Annotated in this window: 17 protein-coding genes and 1 pseudogene; 13 read left to right on the top strand and 5 right to left on the bottom strand. The window is 71.0% G+C overall.

What is annotated here, in order from left to right:
• The 11 genes from HMPREF9719_RS06720 to HMPREF9719_RS06670 form a co-directional block, all read left to right on the top strand.
• Nucleotides 1-299 (top strand): TilS substrate-binding domain-containing protein (locus HMPREF9719_RS06720; protein ID WP_004601238.1); only part of this gene is annotated, 299 nt, incomplete at its 5' end.
• Complete coding sequence (gene hpt, locus HMPREF9719_RS06715) at nt 292-888, top strand: hypoxanthine phosphoribosyltransferase (RefSeq protein WP_038075811.1); 597 nt, start codon at nt 292-294, stop codon at nt 886-888. The genes HMPREF9719_RS06720 and hpt, both read left to right, overlap by 8 nt.
• A 167-nt stretch (nt 889-1,055) precedes the next feature.
• Nucleotides 1,056-3,311: an ATP-dependent zinc metalloprotease FtsH gene (gene ftsH / locus HMPREF9719_RS06710; RefSeq protein WP_004601236.1), complete on the top strand. Its 2,256-nt coding sequence runs from the start codon at nt 1,056-1,058 to the stop codon at nt 3,309-3,311.
• Nucleotides 3,301-3,873 carry a GTP cyclohydrolase I FolE gene (gene folE, locus HMPREF9719_RS06705; RefSeq protein WP_004601235.1) on the top strand — a complete coding sequence of 191 codons (573 nt, stop codon included), beginning with the start codon at nt 3,301-3,303 and terminating at the stop codon, nt 3,871-3,873. The genes ftsH and folE overlap by 11 nt, the downstream gene beginning before the upstream one ends.
• Before the next feature lie 145 nt (nt 3,874-4,018).
• Nucleotides 4,019-4,834, top strand: coding sequence for a dihydropteroate synthase (folP, locus tag HMPREF9719_RS06700; protein WP_174269534.1), 816 nt, complete (start codon nt 4,019-4,021; stop codon nt 4,832-4,834).
• A gap of 81 nt (nt 4,835-4,915) precedes the next feature.
• Nucleotides 4,916-5,290, top strand: coding sequence for a dihydroneopterin aldolase (gene folB, locus HMPREF9719_RS06695; RefSeq protein ID WP_004601233.1), 375 nt, complete (start codon nt 4,916-4,918; stop codon nt 5,288-5,290).
• A gap of 86 nt (nt 5,291-5,376) precedes the next feature.
• Complete coding sequence (gene folK, locus HMPREF9719_RS06690) at nt 5,377-5,898, top strand: 2-amino-4-hydroxy-6-hydroxymethyldihydropteridine diphosphokinase (protein ID WP_004601232.1); 522 nt, start codon at nt 5,377-5,379, stop codon at nt 5,896-5,898.
• Between the two features lie 8 nt (nt 5,899-5,906).
• Nucleotides 5,907-6,371, top strand: coding sequence for a DUF3180 domain-containing protein (locus HMPREF9719_RS06685; protein WP_004601231.1), 465 nt, complete (start codon nt 5,907-5,909; stop codon nt 6,369-6,371).
• A 13-nt stretch (nt 6,372-6,384) separates the two neighbouring features.
• On the top strand, nt 6,385-7,248 hold the full coding sequence (locus HMPREF9719_RS06680; protein ID WP_004601230.1) for a DUF6779 domain-containing protein: 864 nt from the start codon (nt 6,385-6,387) through the stop codon (nt 7,246-7,248).
• Nucleotides 7,245-7,970, top strand: coding sequence for a 6PGD fold domain-containing protein (locus tag HMPREF9719_RS06675; RefSeq protein ID WP_004601229.1), 726 nt, complete (start codon nt 7,245-7,247; stop codon nt 7,968-7,970). Before HMPREF9719_RS06680 ends, HMPREF9719_RS06675 begins: the two co-directional genes overlap by 4 nt.
• Before the next feature lie 48 nt (nt 7,971-8,018).
• On the top strand, nt 8,019-8,828 hold the full coding sequence (locus HMPREF9719_RS06670; RefSeq protein ID WP_004601228.1) for a pantoate--beta-alanine ligase: 810 nt from the start codon (nt 8,019-8,021) through the stop codon (nt 8,826-8,828).
• A 31-nt stretch (nt 8,829-8,859) separates the two neighbouring features.
• On the opposite strand, the gene HMPREF9719_RS06665 is transcribed toward HMPREF9719_RS06670, so the two are convergent.
• Entirely contained in the window at nt 8,860-10,566 is a 1,707-nt protein-coding gene (locus HMPREF9719_RS06665; protein WP_004601227.1) for a carbon starvation CstA family protein, read from the bottom strand.
• 209 nt (nt 10,567-10,775) lie between these two features.
• Between HMPREF9719_RS06665 and lysS the strand changes: the two genes are divergently transcribed.
• Nucleotides 10,776-12,359 carry a lysine--tRNA ligase gene (gene lysS, locus HMPREF9719_RS06660; protein ID WP_004601226.1) on the top strand — a complete coding sequence of 528 codons (1,584 nt, stop codon included), beginning with the start codon at nt 10,776-10,778 and terminating at the stop codon, nt 12,357-12,359.
• Between the two features lie 84 nt (nt 12,360-12,443).
• Here lysS and HMPREF9719_RS09885 read toward each other — a convergent pair whose 3' ends face one another.
• The 4 genes and pseudogenes from HMPREF9719_RS09885 to HMPREF9719_RS06645 all read right to left on the bottom strand — a co-directional run bounded on the left by HMPREF9719_RS09885 (nt 12,444) and on the right by HMPREF9719_RS06645 (nt 15,183).
• A complete protein-coding gene (locus HMPREF9719_RS09885; protein WP_322785236.1) occupies nt 12,444-12,815 on the bottom strand; it encodes a 3-hydroxyacyl-CoA dehydrogenase family protein in 372 nt (123 codons plus the stop codon).
• A pseudogene (locus HMPREF9719_RS09880) lies at nt 12,795-13,343 on the bottom strand (3-hydroxyacyl-CoA dehydrogenase NAD-binding domain-containing protein); the annotation flags it as partial. The pseudogene HMPREF9719_RS09880 and the gene HMPREF9719_RS09885, both read right to left, overlap by 21 nt.
• 226 nt (nt 13,344-13,569) lie before the next feature.
• Nucleotides 13,570-13,911, bottom strand: coding sequence for a hypothetical protein (locus HMPREF9719_RS06650; RefSeq protein ID WP_004601223.1), 342 nt, complete (start codon nt 13,909-13,911; stop codon nt 13,570-13,572).
• Between the two features lie 3 nt (nt 13,912-13,914).
• Nucleotides 13,915-15,183 (bottom strand): sodium:phosphate symporter, encoded by a 1,269-nt coding sequence (locus HMPREF9719_RS06645; protein WP_004601222.1) that lies wholly within the window; start codon nt 15,181-15,183, stop codon nt 13,915-13,917.
• Between the two features lie 305 nt (nt 15,184-15,488).
• Here HMPREF9719_RS06645 and HMPREF9719_RS06640 point away from each other — a divergent pair, with 305 nt between their 5' ends.
• Nucleotides 15,489-18,266, top strand: a complete 2,778-nt coding sequence (locus HMPREF9719_RS06640) for an ATP-dependent Clp protease ATP-binding subunit (protein WP_004601221.1) — start codon at nt 15,489-15,491, stop codon at nt 18,264-18,266.
• Nucleotides 18,267-18,521: the final 255 nt, after the last annotated feature.

Below are 18,521 nucleotides of genomic sequence, written 5' to 3'. Positions count from 1 at the left end.
CGCGCGCCCGCCTCGAGCAGGACGCCGTCGCCGAGCGCGCCGACGGGATCGACGCGGGCTCGTGCGAGGAGCTCGCCGCGGCGCCGCCGGCGGTGCGGCGCGAGGCGATCGCCAGGCTCATCCGCGGCGCGGGCGCCGCGCCGACGGCCGCGAGCATCGAGCAGGTCGAGGCGCTGGTGACGAGGTGGCGCGGCCAGGGGCCGGTCGCCGTCGGCGGGCGCGGCGGAGCGAGGTTGGAGGTGCACCGGGCGCGTGGCAGACTGGCACTATTCCGGCAGAAAGGTGCCCCCGATGCATGACAAGAAGGACTTCAACGTCCCCGAGACCGCCTACGGCGACGACGTGGAATCCGTCCTCATCAGCGGCGAGGAGATCACCCGGCGCACCCGGGAGATGGCCAACCGGCTCTCCGAGGAGTACCGCGACGCGCCCAACGACATCGTTTTGCTCGGGGTGTTAAAGGGCGCGGCGTTCTTCATGACCGACTTCGCCCGGGCGCTCTCGATCCCGTGCCAGCTGGAGTTCATGGCGGTGAGCTCCTACGGGAACTCGACGACCTCCTCGGGCGTGGTGCGGATCTTGAAGGACCTCGACCGCGACATCGCGGGCCGCGACGTCGTCATCGTCGAGGACATCGTCGACTCGGGGCTGACCCTCTCGTGGCTGGTGAAGAACCTGCGCACCCGCCACCCGCGCTCCCTGCGCATCGTCTCGCTGCTGCGCAAGCCCGACGCTCGCGGCGCGGACCTTGACCTCTTCGACGTGGGCTTCGACATCCCCGACGAGTTCGTCATCGGCTACGGCCTCGACTACGCGGAGCGCTACCGGGGCCTGCCGTTCGTGGGCACCCTGGCACCCAAGGTGTACTCCGCCCGCTCCGAGGGCTAGCTGCGGCGGCGCCCTGGTGGCGGGGCCGGGGCGGGGCGGCCGGTAGGCTCGCACGCACGAGCTTTCGCGCTGCGAGCCGGCACCGGCGTGCCCGCACCTAGCCGCCGGCCGCCCGCAGGACTCGACGCTTTTCGCTGACTGAAGAAAGGCCGCTTCGGCATCAACCCATGAAGAACAAGCGCATTGTCAACATCGGCATCATCGCCGCGGTGGTGCTCATCGGGTTTTTCGCCTTCAGCCTGCTCACCGACGACACCCGGGGCTACCAGGACGTGGACACGTCGGTGGCGCTCGAGCAGCTCGACGAGGACAACGTTGAGGAGGCGTTCATCGACGACCGCGAGCAGCGGGTGCGCCTCGACCTGAAGGAACCCACGGACGTCGAGGACCGCGACGGCGCGGAGAAGATCTCCGCGAAGTACCCGGCGCGCACCGCCCCGGAGATCTTCGACGCGGTCTCGAAGTCGGACACGGAGAAGTTCGACACCAAGGTCACCCAGGACTCGTTCCTGGGCAGCATGCTGGCGTTCCTGCTGCCGATGCTCATCCTCTTCGGGCTTCTCATGTTCTTCCTCACGAGGATGCAGAGCGGCGGCATGTTCGGGCTGGGCAGCTCGAAGGCCAAGGAGCTCACCAAGGACATGCCGACCAACACGTTCGCGGACGTCGCGGGCGCCGAGGACGCGGTCGACGAGCTCGAGGAGATCCGCGACTTCCTCGAGGACCCGTCGGAGTATCACAACCTGGGCGCGAAGATCCCGCGCGGCGTGCTGCTCTACGGGCCCCCGGGCACGGGCAAGACGCTGCTGGCCCGCGCCGTGGCGGGCGAGGCGGGCGTGCCGTTCTACTCGATCTCGGGCTCGGACTTCGTGGAGATGTTCGTCGGCGTGGGCGCCTCGCGGGTGCGCGACCTGTTTAAGCAGGCGAAGGAGAACTCCCCGGCGATCGTGTTCATCGACGAGATCGACGCTGTTGGCCGGCACCGCGGCTCGGGCACGGGCGGCGGCCACGACGAGCGGGAGCAGACGCTCAACCAGCTGCTCGTGGAGATGGACGGCTTCTCGGACCGGGAGGGCATCATCCTCATCGCGGCGACGAACCGGCCGGACGTCCTCGACCAGGCGCTGCTTCGCCCGGGCCGCTTCGATCGGCAGATTCCGGTCACGGCGCCGGACCTCGCGGGCCGCAAGGCGATCCTTAAGGTGCACGCGAAGAACAAGCCGCTAGGCCCTGACGCGGACCTCGACGGGCTGGCGAAGCGCACGGCGGGGATGTCGGGCGCGGACCTGCAGAACGTACTCAACGAAGCGGCGCTGCTCACGGCGCGCATCGGCGGGAACGTCATCACCGGCGACGCGCTCGAGGAGGCGACCGACCGCGTGATCGGCGGGCCGAGGCGCTCCTCGCGGGTGATCTCGGAGAAGGAGAAGAAGGTCACCGCCTACCACGAGGGCGGCCACACGCTCTCGGCGTGGGCGCTGAAGGACATCGAGCGGGTCTACAAGGTGACGATCCTCGCGCGCGGCCGCACGGGCGGGCACGCGATGACCGCCTCCGAGGACGACAAGGGCATGTACAACCGCGACGAGCTCTTCGCGCAGCTCGTCTTCGCGATGGGCGGGCGCTCCGCGGAGGAGCTCGTGTTTGGCACGCCGACGACGGGCGCGTCCGCGGACATCGAGCAGGCCACGAAGATCGCCCGCGCGATGGTCACCGAGTACGGCATGTCCCCGGCGCTGGGCACCGTGAAGTACGGCCAGGAGCAGGGCGACCCGTTCTCCGGCTATGGGGCGGGCGGCCAGGCGAGCTACTCCCCGGAGACCGCCGCGGAGATCGACCGGCAGATCGCCTACCTCCTCGACCACGCGCACCAGACCTCCTACCGGATCCTCGAGCAGCACCGCGACTACCTCGACCGGCTGGCCGATCGCCTGCTGGAGAAGGAGACGCTGCGCCGCCCGGACCTCGAGGACCTCTTCGGGGATCTGGAGCCGGTCTCGGCGGGCGAGGTGTTCCCCGACGACTCGGCGCGCTTCCCCCGCCAGGAGGGCCGCGAGCCGGTGAAGACCCCCGCGGAGCTCGCGAAGGAGCGCGGCGAGGAGCCGCCGAAGCCCTTCAGCATCCTCGAGGCCTCCCGCAAGGCGCGCGCCCGGCGCCAGGCGCGCCGCAAGGCCGGCGAGGGCGAGCAGAAGGGCTCGAAGGGTAAGCGCAAGCAGTCGGGCCCGCCGCGCTACGAGGGCACCCCGCCGCCGGAGGGCTGGACGGTGCCCGGCTGGCCGCCGGCGGGCGACGGCGACGAGCCCGGCCGCGGCGAGGGCGGCGAGGGCCGGGAGCGCGAGCTCATCGGCTTCCGCCTCCCGGACCGCGAGCAGCCGGACCGGCGGGAGGATCGCGAGGAGGAGGACAAGAGCGATGAGCGCTAGCTTCGACCAGGAGCGCGCCGAGGCCGCGGTGCGGGAGCTGCTCGCCGCGGTGGGGGAGGACCCCGACCGCGAGGGGCTGCGCGACACGCCCGCGCGGGTGGCGCGTGCGTTCAAGGAGACGTTCGCAGGCCTGCACACCGACCCCGCGAAGGTCCTCGAGCGGACCTTCGACGAGAAGCACGAGGAGCTCGTGCTCGTCAAGGACATCCCGGTCTACTCGACGTGCGAGCACCACCTTTTGCCCTTCTACGGCACCGCGCACATCGGCTACATCCCCTCGAAGGAGGGTCGGGTGACGGGCCTGTCGAAGCTCGCGCGGCTGGTGGACATGTACGCCAAACGCCCGCAGGTCCAGGAGCGGCTCACCACGCAGGTCGCCGACGCGATCGTCGAGCGCCTCGACGCGCAGGCGGTCATCGTCGTCATCGAGTGCGAGCACCTGTGCATGGCGATGCGCGGGATCCGCAAGCCGGGCGCGAACACGACGACCTCCGCGGTGCGCGGCGGGTTCAAGCACTCGGCGGCCTCCCGCGCCGAGGTCTTGAGCCTCATCAAGTCCTAGGCCCCCGCGCGGCCGCGGCGCGGCTAGCGTGGGAGAAAGAAACCTAAGCCCCCGCGCGCCCCGCGCGGGGATCGTCGCGACGGGAGGAGACCAGGTGGCCCAGGCAAGCGAGATTCTTAGCCGCCCCGGCGGGCGCTGCGCGGTGATGGGGATCCTCAACGTCACCGACGACTCGTTCTCCGACGGCGGGGAGTTCATCGACCCCGGCCGCGCCGTCGAGCACGCCCACGAGCTCGTCGACGCGGGCGCCGACATCGTCGACGTGGGCGGCGAGTCCACCCGCCCAGGCGCGACGCGCGTCGCCCCGGAGGAGGAGCGGGCCCGCGTCGTGCCGGTCATCGAGCGCCTCACGACCGAGGGGATCGCCACCTCGGTGGACACCATGCGCGCGGAGACGGCGCTGTCCGCCGCGGACGCGGGCGTGCGCCTCATCAACGACGTCTCCGGCGGCTCCGCGGACGAGGGGATGCTCGGCGCGATGGCGAGGACCGGCCTGCCGGTGACGCTCATGCACTGGCGCACCGACGCGTTTGGCGACGCCGCGGGCCGCGCCGATCACGGCGGCGACGTCGTCGCCGACGTGCGCGACACCCTGAAGCGCCTCGCGGGCGCCGCCCTCGAGGCGGGCGTCGAGAGGGCCAACATCTCGCTCGACCCGGGGCTCGGCTTCGCGAAGAACGCGGAGGACAACTGGCGGCTGCTGCGCGCCCTGCCCGAGCTCGTCGATCTCGGCTACCCGCTGCTCGTCGGCGCGTCGCGCAAGCGCTTCCTCAGCGGCGTGCGCCAGGACCGCGGGATCGAGGCGGGCCCGAAGGACGCCGACGCGGCGACGGCGGCGGTCTCGGCGCTCTCGGCGAGGGCGGGCGCCTGGGCGGTGCGCGTCCACGACGTGGCCTCCAGCAGGGACGCCGTCGACGTGGAGCTCGCCTGGCGCCGCGGCGCGCCCGCCGCGCGGGGCTAGGCGCACACACGGCCCGCCGGCACGCGGCGGGCCGCAGCCATCACCGAGACGACCGACAAGGAAGAGGGGGATCTGGCCCACATGGCCGACCGCATCGAGATCACCGGCATCAGGCTGCGCGGCCGGCACGGCGCGCTGCCCGAGGAGCGCGAGCTCGGCCAGGAGTTCGCCGTCGACGTCATCGCCTGGCTCGACTTCGCGCCCGCCGCCGCGGGCGACGACCTTAAGAAGACCGTCAACTATGCGGAGCTCGCCGGGCTCGCCGCCAGGATCGTCGAAGGCGAGCCGCGCGACCTCATCGAGACCGTCGCTGCCGAGATCGCCGAGGAGGCGATGCGCGCCTACCCCGAGCTCTTCGCCGTGGAGGTCACCATCCACAAGCCGCAGGCCCCCATCGACCTCGTCTTCGACGACGTGGCGGTCGTGGCGCGCCGCTCCCGGAAATCTATGCACTAGCCTGAAAAGAAGGTGGGCGCGGCCGCAACGTCGGCCGCGCCGACGCCGCCCCGACCGGGGCCGCGAGTCGTCACAGAGGAGGTTCCATGCAAGCTGTTCTGTCCGTGGGGTCCAACATGTCCGATCGCTGGGCCCTCGTGCGCTCCGTCCACGAGAATCTCGCCGCCGACGAGCAGGTGACCATCCTCGGCGAGTCGCAGGTCTACGAGACCCCGCCGTGGGGCGTGACCGAGCAGCCCGACTTCCTCAACGCCGTCATCGTCATCGACACCCCCGAGTCCCCCTTCGAGCTACTGCGCCGCGGCCAGGCCCTCGAGGCCGCCGCGGAGCGCGACCGCAAGGAGCACTGGGGCCCGCGCACCTTGGACGTCGACATCATCCAGGTGCGCTACGGCAAGGGCGAGTCCGTCAGCGAGGACCCCGAGCTCCTCCTGCCGCACCCCCACGCCCACGAGCGGGCGTTCGTGCTCGTGCCCTGGGCCGAGGTCGAGCCCGAGGCGACGCTGCGCGGCATCCCCATCTCCGAGCACCTCGCGCAGCTCGGCGAGGACGCGGCCGCCACGATCCGCCCCGCCGGTTCCTTAAGCGGCGACACCGTCGAGGGCTAGCGCCGCCGATGAAGAAGACCCCGCTGGGCGGGCTCGCGGCCACCGGCGTGTTCGTCGCGCTCTTCGCCGCGATCTTCACGTGGCGCTTCTACCACCTCCAGGGCCCCGTCCCGCCGGTCGTGCCCGCCGTGTTCGTCGGCGTCGCCGTCATCTGCGGCTACCTCGGCGTCAAGGTGAAGTCCAGGCGCGAGGAGGGCCGCATCGGGCTCGATCGCAGCCAGCTCAACCCCGTCACCGCCGCGCAGTTCCTCGTCGTCGGCAAGGCCGCCGCGTGGACCGGCGCGATCGTCGGCGGCTACTACGCCGGCCGCGCCGCCTACCAGCTCGCCCAGGCGTCCTGGCTGGCCTCCGCCGCCGACGAGCTGCCCGGCGTCGCCGCCGCGGCCGCCACCGCGATCGCCATGGCCGGCGCCGGGATCTACCTCGAGCGCGCCTGCGAGGTGCCGCCGCCTACGGAGGGCGAGACTCGTTGACTAATCTGGTGCCATGAGCGAGACATACCCGACCGAGGGGCCGCGCGACGGCTCCGACGAGCAGCGCCCCTGGGGCGACCGCGAGGCGTTCCTCGGGCTCACCAGGGCCCAGGCCATCGTGCTCGCCGTCGTCGCCGCCGCGGTCATCGCGAGCGTCGCGCTTCTGCTGTGGGGAACCGACCTGGCCCTGAAGATCGGCCTCGTCGTCGCGCTGTGGGCCGTGGTGGTGCCCTTCTTCCTCGTCGACCGCTACCGCCGCCGCGCCGCGGACGCCGACGACGAGCTCGAGTACCTCGAGCAGTCCCACCGCGAGGAGATCGCCCGCCTCGAGCAGCGCCAGTCGCCCGCCGCCACCGGCGGCAGCGGCGAGGTGTCGCTGCGCGCCGAGGACCGCGACATGCTCCGCGAGATCCGCCAGAGCCTCGCCGAGCTCCGCGGGCAGCTCGAGGAGCTGCGTGGCCGCGAGTTCGAGTACGAGCCCACCGCGCTCACCGCGCACGCCCGCAGGCTCCGCGAGCTCGACGCGCGCGCCGGGCAGGCCGCTGCTAGGCAGCCCGCCGAGCACGTCGGCCGCGTCGCCGGGGCGCCCACCACGGACGCGGTGTCCGGGCGGCTGAGCTCCTCGGGCGAGGAGACCGAGCAGGCCCTCTCCCCGGAGGTGGCGCGCGCGATCCGCGGGGAGCCCGCCCCGCGCCGCGGCCAGCACCGCGCCCCCGACGAGTCGGGCGCGGACGAGTCGGCCGCGCGCCGCTCCCGCCGCGAGGAGCCGCGCCGCGACGCCGAGGAGCACCCGTCCGGCGGGCGGCGCCGCGCCGACGAGCGCTCCCAGTCGCTCAGCGTCGCCGACCTCATGAAAAACGCGGGTCGCAGGCGGTGAGTGGGCCGAGGCTCGACGTCGCGGTGCTCACCGACGCGCCGTCCGCCGACCGGGCGGCGGCGCTCGCGCTGCGGCTCAAGGCCGCCGGCCACACCCCCGCCCGCATCGCCGGCCCCGAGCAGGCCGCGGGCGTTGGCCTCGTGCTCGCGGCGACGGCCACCGGCCGCATCGCGGAGCTCCCCACGCTGGCGCGGGCCGGCACGGGCGAGCGCATCTGCCTGGTGGTGGGCCTCGACGTCGACGGCGAGGACCTCGCGCGTCTGTCCTCCCCGGGCCGCCCGGCGGCCGCGGTCTACCCGATGAGCCCGGGCGCGTGGCTCGTCTCCGCGGCCGACGAGCTGAGCTTCGGGGTCGCCGAGGTGCTCCTCAACGAGCTGGGGCTGCGCGCCCTGCCCGTCGCCTGTGAGGAGCGTGTCGACGCGGCCATCGCGGGCGCCTGGCGCACGCTCTCCGGCGCGGTCGCGGACGAGGCCCGGGAGCTCGCTTCCAGGCTGCCCGGCCCCGTGGCCGAGGCGCTCGCGCCGGGCGACGCCGCGGCGGGCGGGGCGGGCGGGACGCTGCCGCTGCCCGCGGAGCTCAGCGCTATGCTTGCCAGGATCAAGGAGCCCGGCCGGGCGCGCGCGTTCGTCGAGCTCGTGCGCCGTGCCGCGGAGCGCGCCGGCCACAGCGACGCCGAGTGGTGGGCGCTGCAGGCCGCCGGCCGCGAGCGCCGCGGCGGCTAGCGCCGCGGCCCAGCCGGGACCAGCGACTTTAAAAGGAGGAATCCGCCCGTGTCCGAGAGCCAGGGGCCGCGCGTCGTCGAGGACCGGGAGCGGGTCCGTCAGCTGGGCAGCGCGCTGCGCAAGACGGGCCGCCCGGTCGCGCTCGTCGCCGTGGGCGGGGAGGCGCACGCCGGGCACGCGGCGCTCGTGCGCGCCGCGGGGCGCAAGCCGCGCTCCGTCGTGGTCGTCGCGACCGCCGGCGACCCGGAGGACCCCTTGTGGGCTAAGGCGGGCGCCGACGTCGTCGTGCCGATCGGCTCTGAGGGGCTCTACCCGCGCGGCGAGCGCACGCTCGTCACCCACCCGGACGAGGGCCTCGAGCCGGCCGACGAGATCGCCCGCGCGGTGACGGCGCGGCTGAGCCTGATCGGGCTGCTCTCGCCGAGCGACGTGTACGCCGGCGAGAAGGACTACGAGGCGCTGGTGGCCACGCAGCACGCCGTCACGGACCTCAACCTGCCGGTCGCGGTGCACGGCGTGCCGACGGTGCGCACGCCTAAAGGTCTGGCGGTCTCGCGGCGTAACGCGCTCGTCGCACCCGCCGAGCGGGAGCGCGCCGAGGCGCTCGCCGCGGCGGTGACCGCGGGCGCGCACGTCGCCGAGCGTGGCCTCGAGGTCGTCCTCGAGACGGCGTCCGGCGTGCTCGAGGCGGCGGGCGTCGAGCCGGAGTACCTCGCGCTGCGCGCCCCGGACCTCTCGCCGGCGCCGACGACGGGGGAGGCGCGCCTCCTTGTCGCCGCGCCGGTCGGCGGGGTGCGGCTCATCGACAACGCGGGCGTGCCGCTGGGCATCGGCTTCGCGAACCTGCCGCAGGGCTAGCGGACCTTCAACCGGGCGGCCCGCCCCGGCCTTAGGGCAGCGGGAGGCGCTGGTCGTCGTCGAGCGCGCCGTCCGACCAGTCGAGCGGCGGCAGGCGGCGGGCCCGCACCCAGGAGGCGGCGGTCTCGACGATGACCCACAGCGCCGCGCCGAGCACGACGACGTCGATGACGACGAGCAGCCAGTTGCCCTCGGCGGCGAGGTTGCCGAGCTGGATGATCGCGGCCCACACACTGATGATCATGACGAAGACCATGGGGATCGCGACGGGGAGGATGGGGCGGCGCAGCCGCAGCAGAAGCACGCACAGCACGGCCATCGTCAGGCCGGCGACGAGCTGGTTGGTGGTGCCGAACAGCGGCCAGATGACCATCCCGCCGGAGCCGTCCGCGCCCGTGGAGAACGTCAGGCCCAGGCCCACGGCGACGACGATCGCGGTGGCCACGAGGTTCGAGGGCTTGAACCCGGCGATCTCCCCGATCTCCTGGACGACCATGCGCTGCAGGCGCATACCGGTGTCCATCGTCGTCGCGGCGAAGAGCACCGCCATGGTGGCGAGCACCGTCGCCGAGAGGGAGGCCGGCAGGCCCAGGCCCTGCTCGATGAGGTTGCTGCCGCCGGCGACGAAGGCCTGCACGCCGCCCTCGTTGAAGGCGCTGTAGATGTCCTCCCACTGGGCGAGCGTCTGGAAGCCCGCGGTCGTCGCGACGATCGTGCCCAGCGAGAGGAGGCCCTCGCCGACCGCGCCGAAGTAGCCGACGAAGCGCGCGTCGGTCTCCCGGTTGAGCTGCTTGGCCGAGGTGCCGGACGCGACGATGCCGTGGAAGCCCGACAGCGCGCCGCAGGCGATGGTGACGAACAGCAGCGGGAAGATCGGCGGGGTGTCCGCCGGGGCGGCGTCGTTGAGGCTCGGGGCGACGACCTCCGGCGCGACAAGCAGGATCGAGAGGTAGAGGATCCCCAGGCCGACGAAGAGCTGCAGGCCGTTGATGTAGTCGCGCGGCTGGAGCAACACCCACACCGGCAAAAGAGAGGCGATCGCCCCGTAGATGAAGAGCGTGACGATCCAGAACGCCTGGGGGCTTAAGCCCAGGATCGACTCGGGCAGCACGACCGGCACCCGGTCGCCGAGCACCATGAGCCCGTAGAGCGCGACGACGCCGACGATGGAGACCGCCGTGAGGTTCCACTTGAGCCGGTAGATCGCCTGGCCGACGAGCAGCGCGATGACGATCGCGCCCCAGGTGGGGATCACCGCCGTCGGCGTGGAGACCAACAGCCCGGAGATCACCACGGAAAACGCCGCGACGACCATGAGCAGCAAAAAGAAGATGCCGACGAGGAAGAGGTTGCGGCCGCGGGGCCCGATATAGCGACCCGACAGCGAGCCGATCGAGCGGCCCTTATGTCGCTGGGAGGCCCACAGCGCCCCGAGGTCGTGCATGCCCGCGAAGAACACCGTGCCGATCGTCACCCACAAAAACGCGGGTAGCCAGCCCCAGATCACCGCGACCGCGGGGCCGACGATGGGCGCCGCGCCCGCCACCGAGGTGAAGTGGTGGCCCCACAGCACGTACTTCGGGGTGGGCACGAAGTCGACGCCGTCGCGCTCGGTGTGCGCGGGCGTGGCGAAGACCTCGCTGAGCTTATACACCCGCTTCGAGAGGTAGCGGCCGTAGAGCAGGTAGCCGGCGAGAAGCATCGCCAGGCCGACGAAAACTAAGACGAGCGCGGACATGGGGTGGCGGTCTCCTTTCGCCGGGGGCGGATAAAAGGGGGCGCCGCGCGACGCGCGGGGCTTAAGGCCCGGACCGTCGGCCCGAGAAATGGTTCTAAGGCACTATACGGTTACAACATGTCCCACGCCACACGGGGCCGGGTGGGGCTGCGCGGGGAGCGGCTCGGCCGCCGCGGGGGCTCGCGGGCCATCGACTAGCCTGTGGAGACGTGACTAACGCGAAGGATTCGAGCACGAGCCAGAACGACGCCGCGGGCCTCTCCGAGCAGGAGCAGATCCGCCGCGACAAGCGCGCCCGCCTCATCGAGGAGGGGATCGACCCGTACCCCGTCGAGGTGCCGCGCAGCCACGCCATCGAGGACGTGCTCGCCGCCTTCGAGGTCGTCGCCGAGGGCGAGGAGGGCGACCCGAACAAGCGCTCGCTTAAGCCCGGTGAGGAGACCGACGAGACCGTCTCGATCGCGGGCCGGCTGATGTTCATGCGCAACACCGGCAAGCTGTGCTTCGCGGCGCTGCAGTCCGGCGGCGGCGCGCAGATCCAGGCGATGCTCTCCCAGGCCAACGTCGGCAAGGAGGAGCTCGACCGGTGGAAGAAGCTCGTCGACTTGGGCGACATCGTCTCCGTCACGGGCCGGGTCATCGCCTCTCGGCGCGGGGAGCTCTCCGTCATGGCCGACAGCTACACCATCGCCTCGAAGTCGCTCACCCCGCTTCCCGTGTCGTTCAGCGAGCTCGCCGAGGACACCCGGGTCAGGCAGCGCTACACCGACCTCATCATGCGGGAGGAGGCCCGCAAGAACGCCGTGACCCGCGTGAAGGTCATGCGCGCGCTGCGTCACTTCCTCGAGGGCCGCGGCTTCCTCGAGATCGAGACCCCGATGCTCCAGACGCTGCACGGCGGCGCGGCCGCCCGGCCGTTTATCACCCACTCCAACGCCCTCGACATCGACCTCTACCTGCGCATCGCCCCGGAGCTGTACCTCAAGCGCGCCGCGGTCGGCGGGATGGAGCGCGTCTTCGAGGTCAACCGCAACTTCCGCAACGAGGGCGTGGACAGCTCGCATAGCCCGGAGTTCGCGATGCTCGAGACCTACCAGGCCTACGGCGACTACCGCACCGGTGCGAAACTCATCAAGGACCTCATCCAGTCCGTCGCGACCGAGGTGTTCGGCTCGACGGAGGTGACGCTCGCGGACGGCTCGACCTACGACTTCGGCGGCGAGTGGCGCGTCATCGAGATGTACCCCTCGCTCAACGAGGCGCTCGCCCGCAAGCACCCCGGCCAGCCGGAGGTCACCACCGAGTCCCCCGTGGAGGAGCTGCGCGGCATCGCCGACGCCATCGGCCTCGACTGGCCGGCCGGCGGCGGCTGGGGCCACGGCAAGTTCGTCGAGGAGATCTGGGAGCACCTGTGCGGCGACCAGCTCGACGGGCCGATCTTCGTCGCGAACTTCCCCGTGGAGACCTCCCCGCTCACCCGGCAGCACCGCGAGAACCCGCGGCTCACCGAGAAGTGGGACCTCTACGTCCGCGGCTTCGAGCTGGCGACCGGCTACTCGGAGCTCGTCGACCCGGTCGTGCAGCGGGAGCGCTTCGAGGACCAGGCCAGGCTCGCCGCGGGCGGCGACGACGAGGCCATGGCCCTCGACGAGGACTTCTTGAAGGCCATGAGCCAGGGCATGCCGCCCACCTCGGGCAACGGGATGGGCATCGACCGCCTCCTCATGGCGCTCACGGGCCTCGGCATCCGCGAGACGCAGCTCTTCCCGCTCGTGCGCCCCGAGAACTCCTAAGCCCCGAGCTGCAATAGGAAGCGCCCGCGCCGGGTGCCGGCCTAGAGCCGGCTCCCGCCGCGGGCGGTCTCGTGTTTTTAGGGGCTACTTGCCGTCCTCGACGAACTCCTCGGCGAGGCCGAGCTTGTTGCCGTTCTCGTCGTAGCGGTAGAAGCCCTCGCCGTCGGCGATGCCGGACTTGCCGGCGTCGATGCGCTTTTTGAGGATCTTCGCGAACTCGTCGTCGGGATCCTTCGCGACGCGGATGTCATAGACGGGGCGGAAGCCGATGATGTCGTAGGTCTCGAAGGGGCCGCGCGGCGCGCCCGTGGAGACCCGCCACGTGCGGTCGATATCCGCGATGTCGGCGATGCCCTCGAGGAAGAGCGCGACGCCGGCGTTGAGCAGGGGGATGTTGAGCCGGTTGAGGATGAAGCCGCTGGTCTCCTTGCGGACGAGCACCGGCTCGAGCCCCATGGACTCGGCGAAGGCGTAGAGCTCGTCGACGACCTCGGGGTCGGTCTTGTCGGTGCCCATCACCTCGCCGATGTTCGCGTCCCAGACGCGGTTGGCGAAGTGCAGCGCGGCAAGCCGCTCCGGGTGGCCGGACTGCTCGTGGAAGTCGGAGACCTTCAGCGAGGAGGTGTTCGTCGCGAGCAGCGCGTGGGCCGGGGCGTGCTCGCCGATGGTCTTCCATACGTCCCGCTTGAGCTCGAGCTTCTCGGGTACGGCCTCGATGACGGCGTCCGCGTCTTTGAGGGCATCGGCCGGGTCGGTGGAGTACGAGATCCGGGCGAGCGCCTCGTCGAACTTGTCGTCGGTGTAGTCGGGAAGGTCCTTGCGTTAGTCCTTGCGCAGCCGTTCCCAACGGTCGGGGAGCCGGTCGAGCGGTTCTTGGGCGATGTCGTAGGCGACGACGTTCTTGCCGTTGTAGGCGGCCTGCAGGATGATCTGCGAGCCTAAAACGCCGGTGCCGAAGACGGTGAGATTCTTGCGGTCGGCCATGAGAAATACCTCTTGTTCTTCGTCTATGCGCGCTAGTTCGAGCTATCGAGGCGCGGCCATCCGGCGCAAGCGGCGCCGCTCGAGCCCCGCCTCGGAATCGACGCTAGCGGGACCGCAGAGGGGCCGTCGACGTTTCCGGCCGGCGATGCGAGAAGGCGGCGCGCATCCGCCGGTCCTGGGGGCGATGCGCGCCGCCGCGGGCGTGCGTGCGAGGAGCCGCCGAGCGCTAGTTGTCGTCCTCGGCGCCGCGGTCGCGGTGCAGCGGGGCGAACGCGTCGCGCAGGAAGGTGTAGACGTCCTTCCAGCGCACCCGCGCGCTCGCGAGGTGCTCGTCGAGGCGGTTGATCTCCTCGTGTTCCTCGGCGAGCTGCGCGTGCTCGGTCTGCGTCGCGCGGCTCTCCAGCTCGAGGCGCAGGGAGCTCACCTCGAGCTCGGTGGCGCGCAGCAGGTCGATGACGCGGTGGATATCGCGCAGGTAGTCGTCGTCGGGCGTCGCGCCCAGGGGCGTGGCCTCGCGGTCGGACTCGTCGGGGCGGGTGGGCTCGGACTCGGAAGGGTTCTCGGACATGGCTTAGATCACCGCCGTGATGAAGATGAGGAGCAGGGGAAGAACGATGAAGACGCCCAGCATCCAGGCGACCACGTAGAGCTTATTGCGCGTCCCGAGTTTCGCAAGGAGGTCGGCGCCCTTGAGGGGGATCGCGCGCAGGAACGGCAGGCCCAGGATGAGGATCGAGCCGAACAGATTAAAGAGCAGGTGGACGAGCGCGGCCTGGAGCGCGACCTTCGCTTCCCCGCCGGAGAAGCCGAACGCCGCGATGAGGGCGGTGACGGTCGTGCCGATATTCGAGCCGACGACGAAGGGGAAGATCTGCTTCAGCGAGAACTTCCCCGAGCCCGCGAGCGGCACGACGAGCGAGGTCGTCGTCGAGGAGGACTGCACGAGCACGGTGATCACCGTGCCGGTGAGCGCCCCGACGAACTGGCCGGAGCCCAGGGCGCGGTGGAAGATGCGCTGCGCGGTGCCGACGAGCAGGGACTTCAGCATCGTGCCGATGAAGCCGATGACGAGGAGGATGAGGGCGACGCCCGCGACGAGCAAGACGATGCCGCCGGCGACGTCGGGCAGGGGCGAGACGATCCAGACGAAGAGGTCGACGCCCGGCTCGGTCACGAAGCTCACCGCGTCGCCGAGGGCCTCGAAGACGGCGCCGACGGGGCCGCCGCCCGCCCCGGAGAGCTGCGTGGCCAGCCAGTCGGAGGCCTTCTCGAGGAAGCCGAAGGCGAGCTCGAGGGGTAGGAAGATCACCGTGGCGGTGAGGTTGTACATGTCGTGCACCGTCGCGGCGGCGTAGCCGCGGCGGAACATCTCGGGGTTGCGGGCCATGCCGAGCGACACGAGCGAGGACGTCATCGTCGTCCCGAGGTTCGCGCCGATGAGGACGGGGATGGCGATGTCGATGGGCATGCCGCCGGCGACGAGTGCCACCGTGATCGACGTGGTCGTCGACGAGGACTGGGTGAGCACCGTCGCGAGGATGCCGACCACGAGGCCGACGAACGGGTTCGAGGCGAACTGGAAGAGCTCCGCGGCGCCGTCGCCGGCGGCCATGGAGAAGCCCTCGCCGATGGCGTTGACCGCGGTGATGAGCAGCCACACGGCCGCCAGCACGACGAGCCAGTCGACGAGGGTCTTGGTCTTGCCGCTGAGCCCGAGGAAGCTCAGCGGGTAGCGCGGCGCGCTCGCGCCGCTATCGGGGGTGTCTTCTGCGGTAGGGGTGTCGGGGCGCTCGCGCTCCTCGGTGGCGGGGGTGTCGCGGTGGGGCTTTCGGGAACTCACTGGCCTTGCGGGTCCTTCACGGCTCGGTTTCGGGGACTACTTCGCCTCGGATGTTTACTCAAGCAAACCTAAAGCGAGGTAAACGCGGACCGAACGGCGGTCCAACGCCTCGTGGCGGATCGAAACCGGGCCTGTTCGCTAGCGGCGTACAGCCCCAAAAATGTGCCGTGAGCTGCACGGACGGTGGCCTATTGGGCTTCCGGCCGTCGGAGGTGGGCGCGGCGGGCTCGAGGAGCAAATTTTTGGCCGGGGCGGGCGTTACAGTAGGCAGCACACTTGCCAGCGCAACTTAGAGGTAGAGGTTAATGTTCGAGAGGTTCACGGATCGGGCACGCCGCGTCATCGTCCTGGCTCAGGAAGAGGCGCGGATGCTCAACCACAACTACATCGGCACCGAGCACATCCTGCTCGGCCTCATCCACGAGGGCGAGGGCGTGGCGGCGAAGGCCCTCGAGTCGATGGGGATCTCCCTCGACGACGTCCGCAAGGAGGTCGAGGACATCATCGGCCAGGGCTCTGAGTCTCAGAGTGGCCACATCCCCTTTACCCCGCGCGCCAAGAAGGTCCTCGAGCTCTCGCTGCGCGAGGGCCTCCAGATGGGGCACAAGTACATCGGAACCGAGTTCCTGCTCCTCGGCCTCATCCGCGAGGGCGAGGGTGTTGCCGCTCAGGTGCTCGTCAAACTCGGCGCGGACCTGCAGCGGGTGCGCCAGCAGGTCATCCAGCTGCTCTCCGGCTACGAGGGCAACCAGCCCGAGGGTGGCGGCGAGCAGTCCGGCGGCGGGGCCGTCGGCGCGGGCGCGACGATGGGTGGCGGCCGCGGCAACCAGTCCGGCAAGGACAAGGGCTCGCTCGTGCTCGAGCAGTTCGGCCGCAACCTCACCCAGGCGGCGAAGGACGGCGAGCTCGACCCGGTCGTCGGCCGGGAGAAGGAGATCGAACGCGTCATGCAGGTCCTCTCGCGGCGTACGAAGAACAACCCGGTGCTCATCGGTGAGCCCGGCGTCGGCAAGACCGCCGTGGTCGAGGGGCTGGCGCTCGACATCGTCAACGAGAAGGTCCCGGAGACCCTCAAGGACAAGCAGGTCTACTCGCTCGACCTCGGCTCGCTGGTCGCCGGCTCGCGCTACCGCGGCGACTTCGAGGAGCGCCTGAAGAAGGTCCTCAAAGAGATCAACCAGCGCGGCGACATCATCCTGTTCATCGACGAGATCCACACGATGGTGGGCGCCGGCGCCGCCGAGGGCGCGATCGACGCGGCCAGCCTGCTCAAGCCGAAGCTCGCCCGCGGCGAGCTGCAGACCATCGGCGCGACGACGCTCGACGAGTACCGCAAGCACATCGAGAAGGACGCCGCGCTCGAGCGCCGCTTCCAGCCGGTGCAGGTGCCCGAGCCCTCCGTCGAGCTCACCATCGAGGTCTTGAAGGGGCTGCGCGACCGCTACGAGGCGCACCACCGCGTCTCCATCACCGACGGCGCGCTCGCCGCGGCGGCCCGGCTCTCGGATCGCTACATCAGCGACCGTTACCTGCCGGACAAGGCCGTCGACCTCATCGACGAGGCCGGCGCGCGGATGCGGATCAAGCGGATGACCGCCCCGGAGGGCCTGCGCGAGATCGACGACAAGATCGCCGAGGTCCGCTCCGAGAAGGAGAAGGCCATCGACAAGCAGGACTTCGAGGAGGCCTCGAAGCTGCGGGATAAGGAGCGCCAGCTCACCGAGGAGCGCAACAAGAAGGACTCCGAGTGGCGCGACAAAGAGGCCGACCAGATCGCCGAGGTGGGCGAGGAGCAGATCGCCGAGGTGCTCGGCGGCTGGACGGGCATCCCCGTGCTCAAGCTCACCGAGGAGGAGTCCTCGCGGCTGCTCAAGATGGAGGACGAGCTCCACAAGCGGATCATCGGGCAGGACGAGGCCGTCCGCTCGGTGTCCCGCGCGATCCGCCGCACCCGGGCGGGCCTGAAGGATCCGAACCGGCCCTCGGGCTCGTTCATCTTCGCCGGGCCCTCCGGTGTCGGTAAGACGGAGCTGTCCAAGGCGCTCGCGGAGTTCCTCTTCGGCGAGGAGGACGCGCTCATCCAGATCGACATGGGCGAGTTCCACGACAAGTTCACCGCGTCGCGGCTCTTCGGCGCGCCCCCGGGCTACGTCGGCTACGAGGAGGGCGGCCAGCTCACCGAGAAGGTGCGCCGCAAGCCGTTCTCCGTCGTGCTCTTCGACGAGATCGAGAAGGCCCACAAGGAGGTCTACAACACCCTCCTGCAGGTCCTCGAGGAGGGGCGGCTCACCGACGGGCAGGGCCGCGTCGTGGACTTTAAGAACACGGTGCTGATCTTCACGTCGAACCTCGGCACCGGAGACATCTCCAAGCCCGTGGGCATGGGCTTCACCGGTTCCTCCGAGTCGGACGAGGAGGCCCGCTACGAGCGGATGAAGTCGAAGGTCAACGACGAGCTCAAGAAGCACTTCCGCCCGGAGTTCTTAAACCGCATCGACGATATCGTCGTGTTCCGCCAGCTCGGGCGCGAGGAGATCGTCAAGATGGTCGAGCTGCTCATCCAGCGCGTCGAGAAGATGCTCAACGAGCGCGACATGGGCATCGAGCTCACCAACGAGGCCAAGCACCTCCTCGCCGCGAAGGGCTTCGACCCCGTGCTCGGCGCCCGGCCGCTGCGCCGCGCCATCCAGCGCGAGATCGAGGACGTCCTCTCGGAGAAGATCCTCTTCGGCGAGGTCGGCGCCGGCGAGATCGTCGCGGTCGGCGTGGAGAACTGGGACGGCGAGGACAAGCACGCCGACCAGGCGCGCTTCACCTTCGAGCCACACGCCAAGCCGCTGCCCGAGGAGCAGTTCGGGAACCTCTCGCTCGACGCCGCCGAGGCCATCAAGGACGTCGACGACGCCTCCGGCGGGGACGTGCCCGAGTCGGACTCCGTCAGCGACGAGGAGCTCGATCGGCTCCGCGAGGAGGGCGAGCGGGTCTCCGCGAACGAGCCCGACCGCGGCACCGACTACCGCGCCGGCAACCGCGGCGACGACTACCCGGAGAGCGGCGGCGGCCAGCCGCAGCGCGACTCCTAAAAGAGCCGCCCGCGAGGGCCCGCGCGCCGCGCGGCCCAAGAAAGTCCCCGCCCCGGGACCGGCAGAAAAGCCGGACCCGGGGCGGGGCCTTTCGCGTGCGCGCCTCACGAACAGGCACCTGGCGTGACACCCCTCGCGTAGCCTGGGGCGCAGCAAACCCGGGGGGGTGTCCCTATGTCTGGTGTCAAGCTGTAGCAGACGCCCGGCTACGGATGGGCTACCGGGCGTAGCCCCGGATCCGGGCGCACTTGATCG

This window comes from Corynebacterium otitidis ATCC 51513 (assembly GCF_000296405.1).
GTDB classification, from domain to species: domain Bacteria; phylum Actinomycetota; class Actinomycetes; order Mycobacteriales; family Mycobacteriaceae; genus Corynebacterium; species Corynebacterium otitidis.
The sequence above is the reverse complement of the archived record's forward strand: the minus strand, read 5'-3'. Positions and strand labels throughout refer to the sequence as shown.

Bases quoted from the DNA above. Each gene is read 5' to 3' on its own strand.
- hpt (WP_038075811.1), top strand. From the start codon at position 292: ATGCATGACAAGAAGGACTTCAACGTCCCCGAGACCGCCTACGGCGAC.
- ftsH (WP_004601236.1), top strand. From the start codon at position 1,056: ATGAAGAACAAGCGCATTGTCAACATCGGCATCATCGCCGCGGTGGTG.
- folE (WP_004601235.1), top strand. From the start codon at position 3,301: ATGAGCGCTAGCTTCGACCAGGAGCGCGCCGAGGCCGCGGTGCGGGAG.
- folP (WP_174269534.1), top strand. From the start codon at position 4,019: ATGGGGATCCTCAACGTCACCGACGACTCGTTCTCCGACGGCGGGGAG.
- folB (WP_004601233.1), top strand. From the start codon at position 4,916: ATGGCCGACCGCATCGAGATCACCGGCATCAGGCTGCGCGGCCGGCAC.
- folK (WP_004601232.1), top strand. From the start codon at position 5,377: ATGCAAGCTGTTCTGTCCGTGGGGTCCAACATGTCCGATCGCTGGGCC.
- HMPREF9719_RS06685 (WP_004601231.1), top strand. From the start codon at position 5,907: ATGAAGAAGACCCCGCTGGGCGGGCTCGCGGCCACCGGCGTGTTCGTC.
- HMPREF9719_RS06680 (WP_004601230.1), top strand. From the start codon at position 6,385: ATGAGCGAGACATACCCGACCGAGGGGCCGCGCGACGGCTCCGACGAG.
- HMPREF9719_RS06665 (WP_004601227.1), bottom strand. From the start codon at position 10,566: ATGTCCGCGCTCGTCTTAGTTTTCGTCGGCCTGGCGATGCTTCTCGCC.
- HMPREF9719_RS09885 (WP_322785236.1), bottom strand. From the start codon at position 12,815: ATGGGGCTCGAGCCGGTGCTCGTCCGCAAGGAGACCAGCGGCTTCATC.
- HMPREF9719_RS06650 (WP_004601223.1), bottom strand. From the start codon at position 13,911: ATGTCCGAGAACCCTTCCGAGTCCGAGCCCACCCGCCCCGACGAGTCC.
- HMPREF9719_RS06640 (WP_004601221.1), top strand. From the start codon at position 15,489: ATGTTCGAGAGGTTCACGGATCGGGCACGCCGCGTCATCGTCCTGGCT.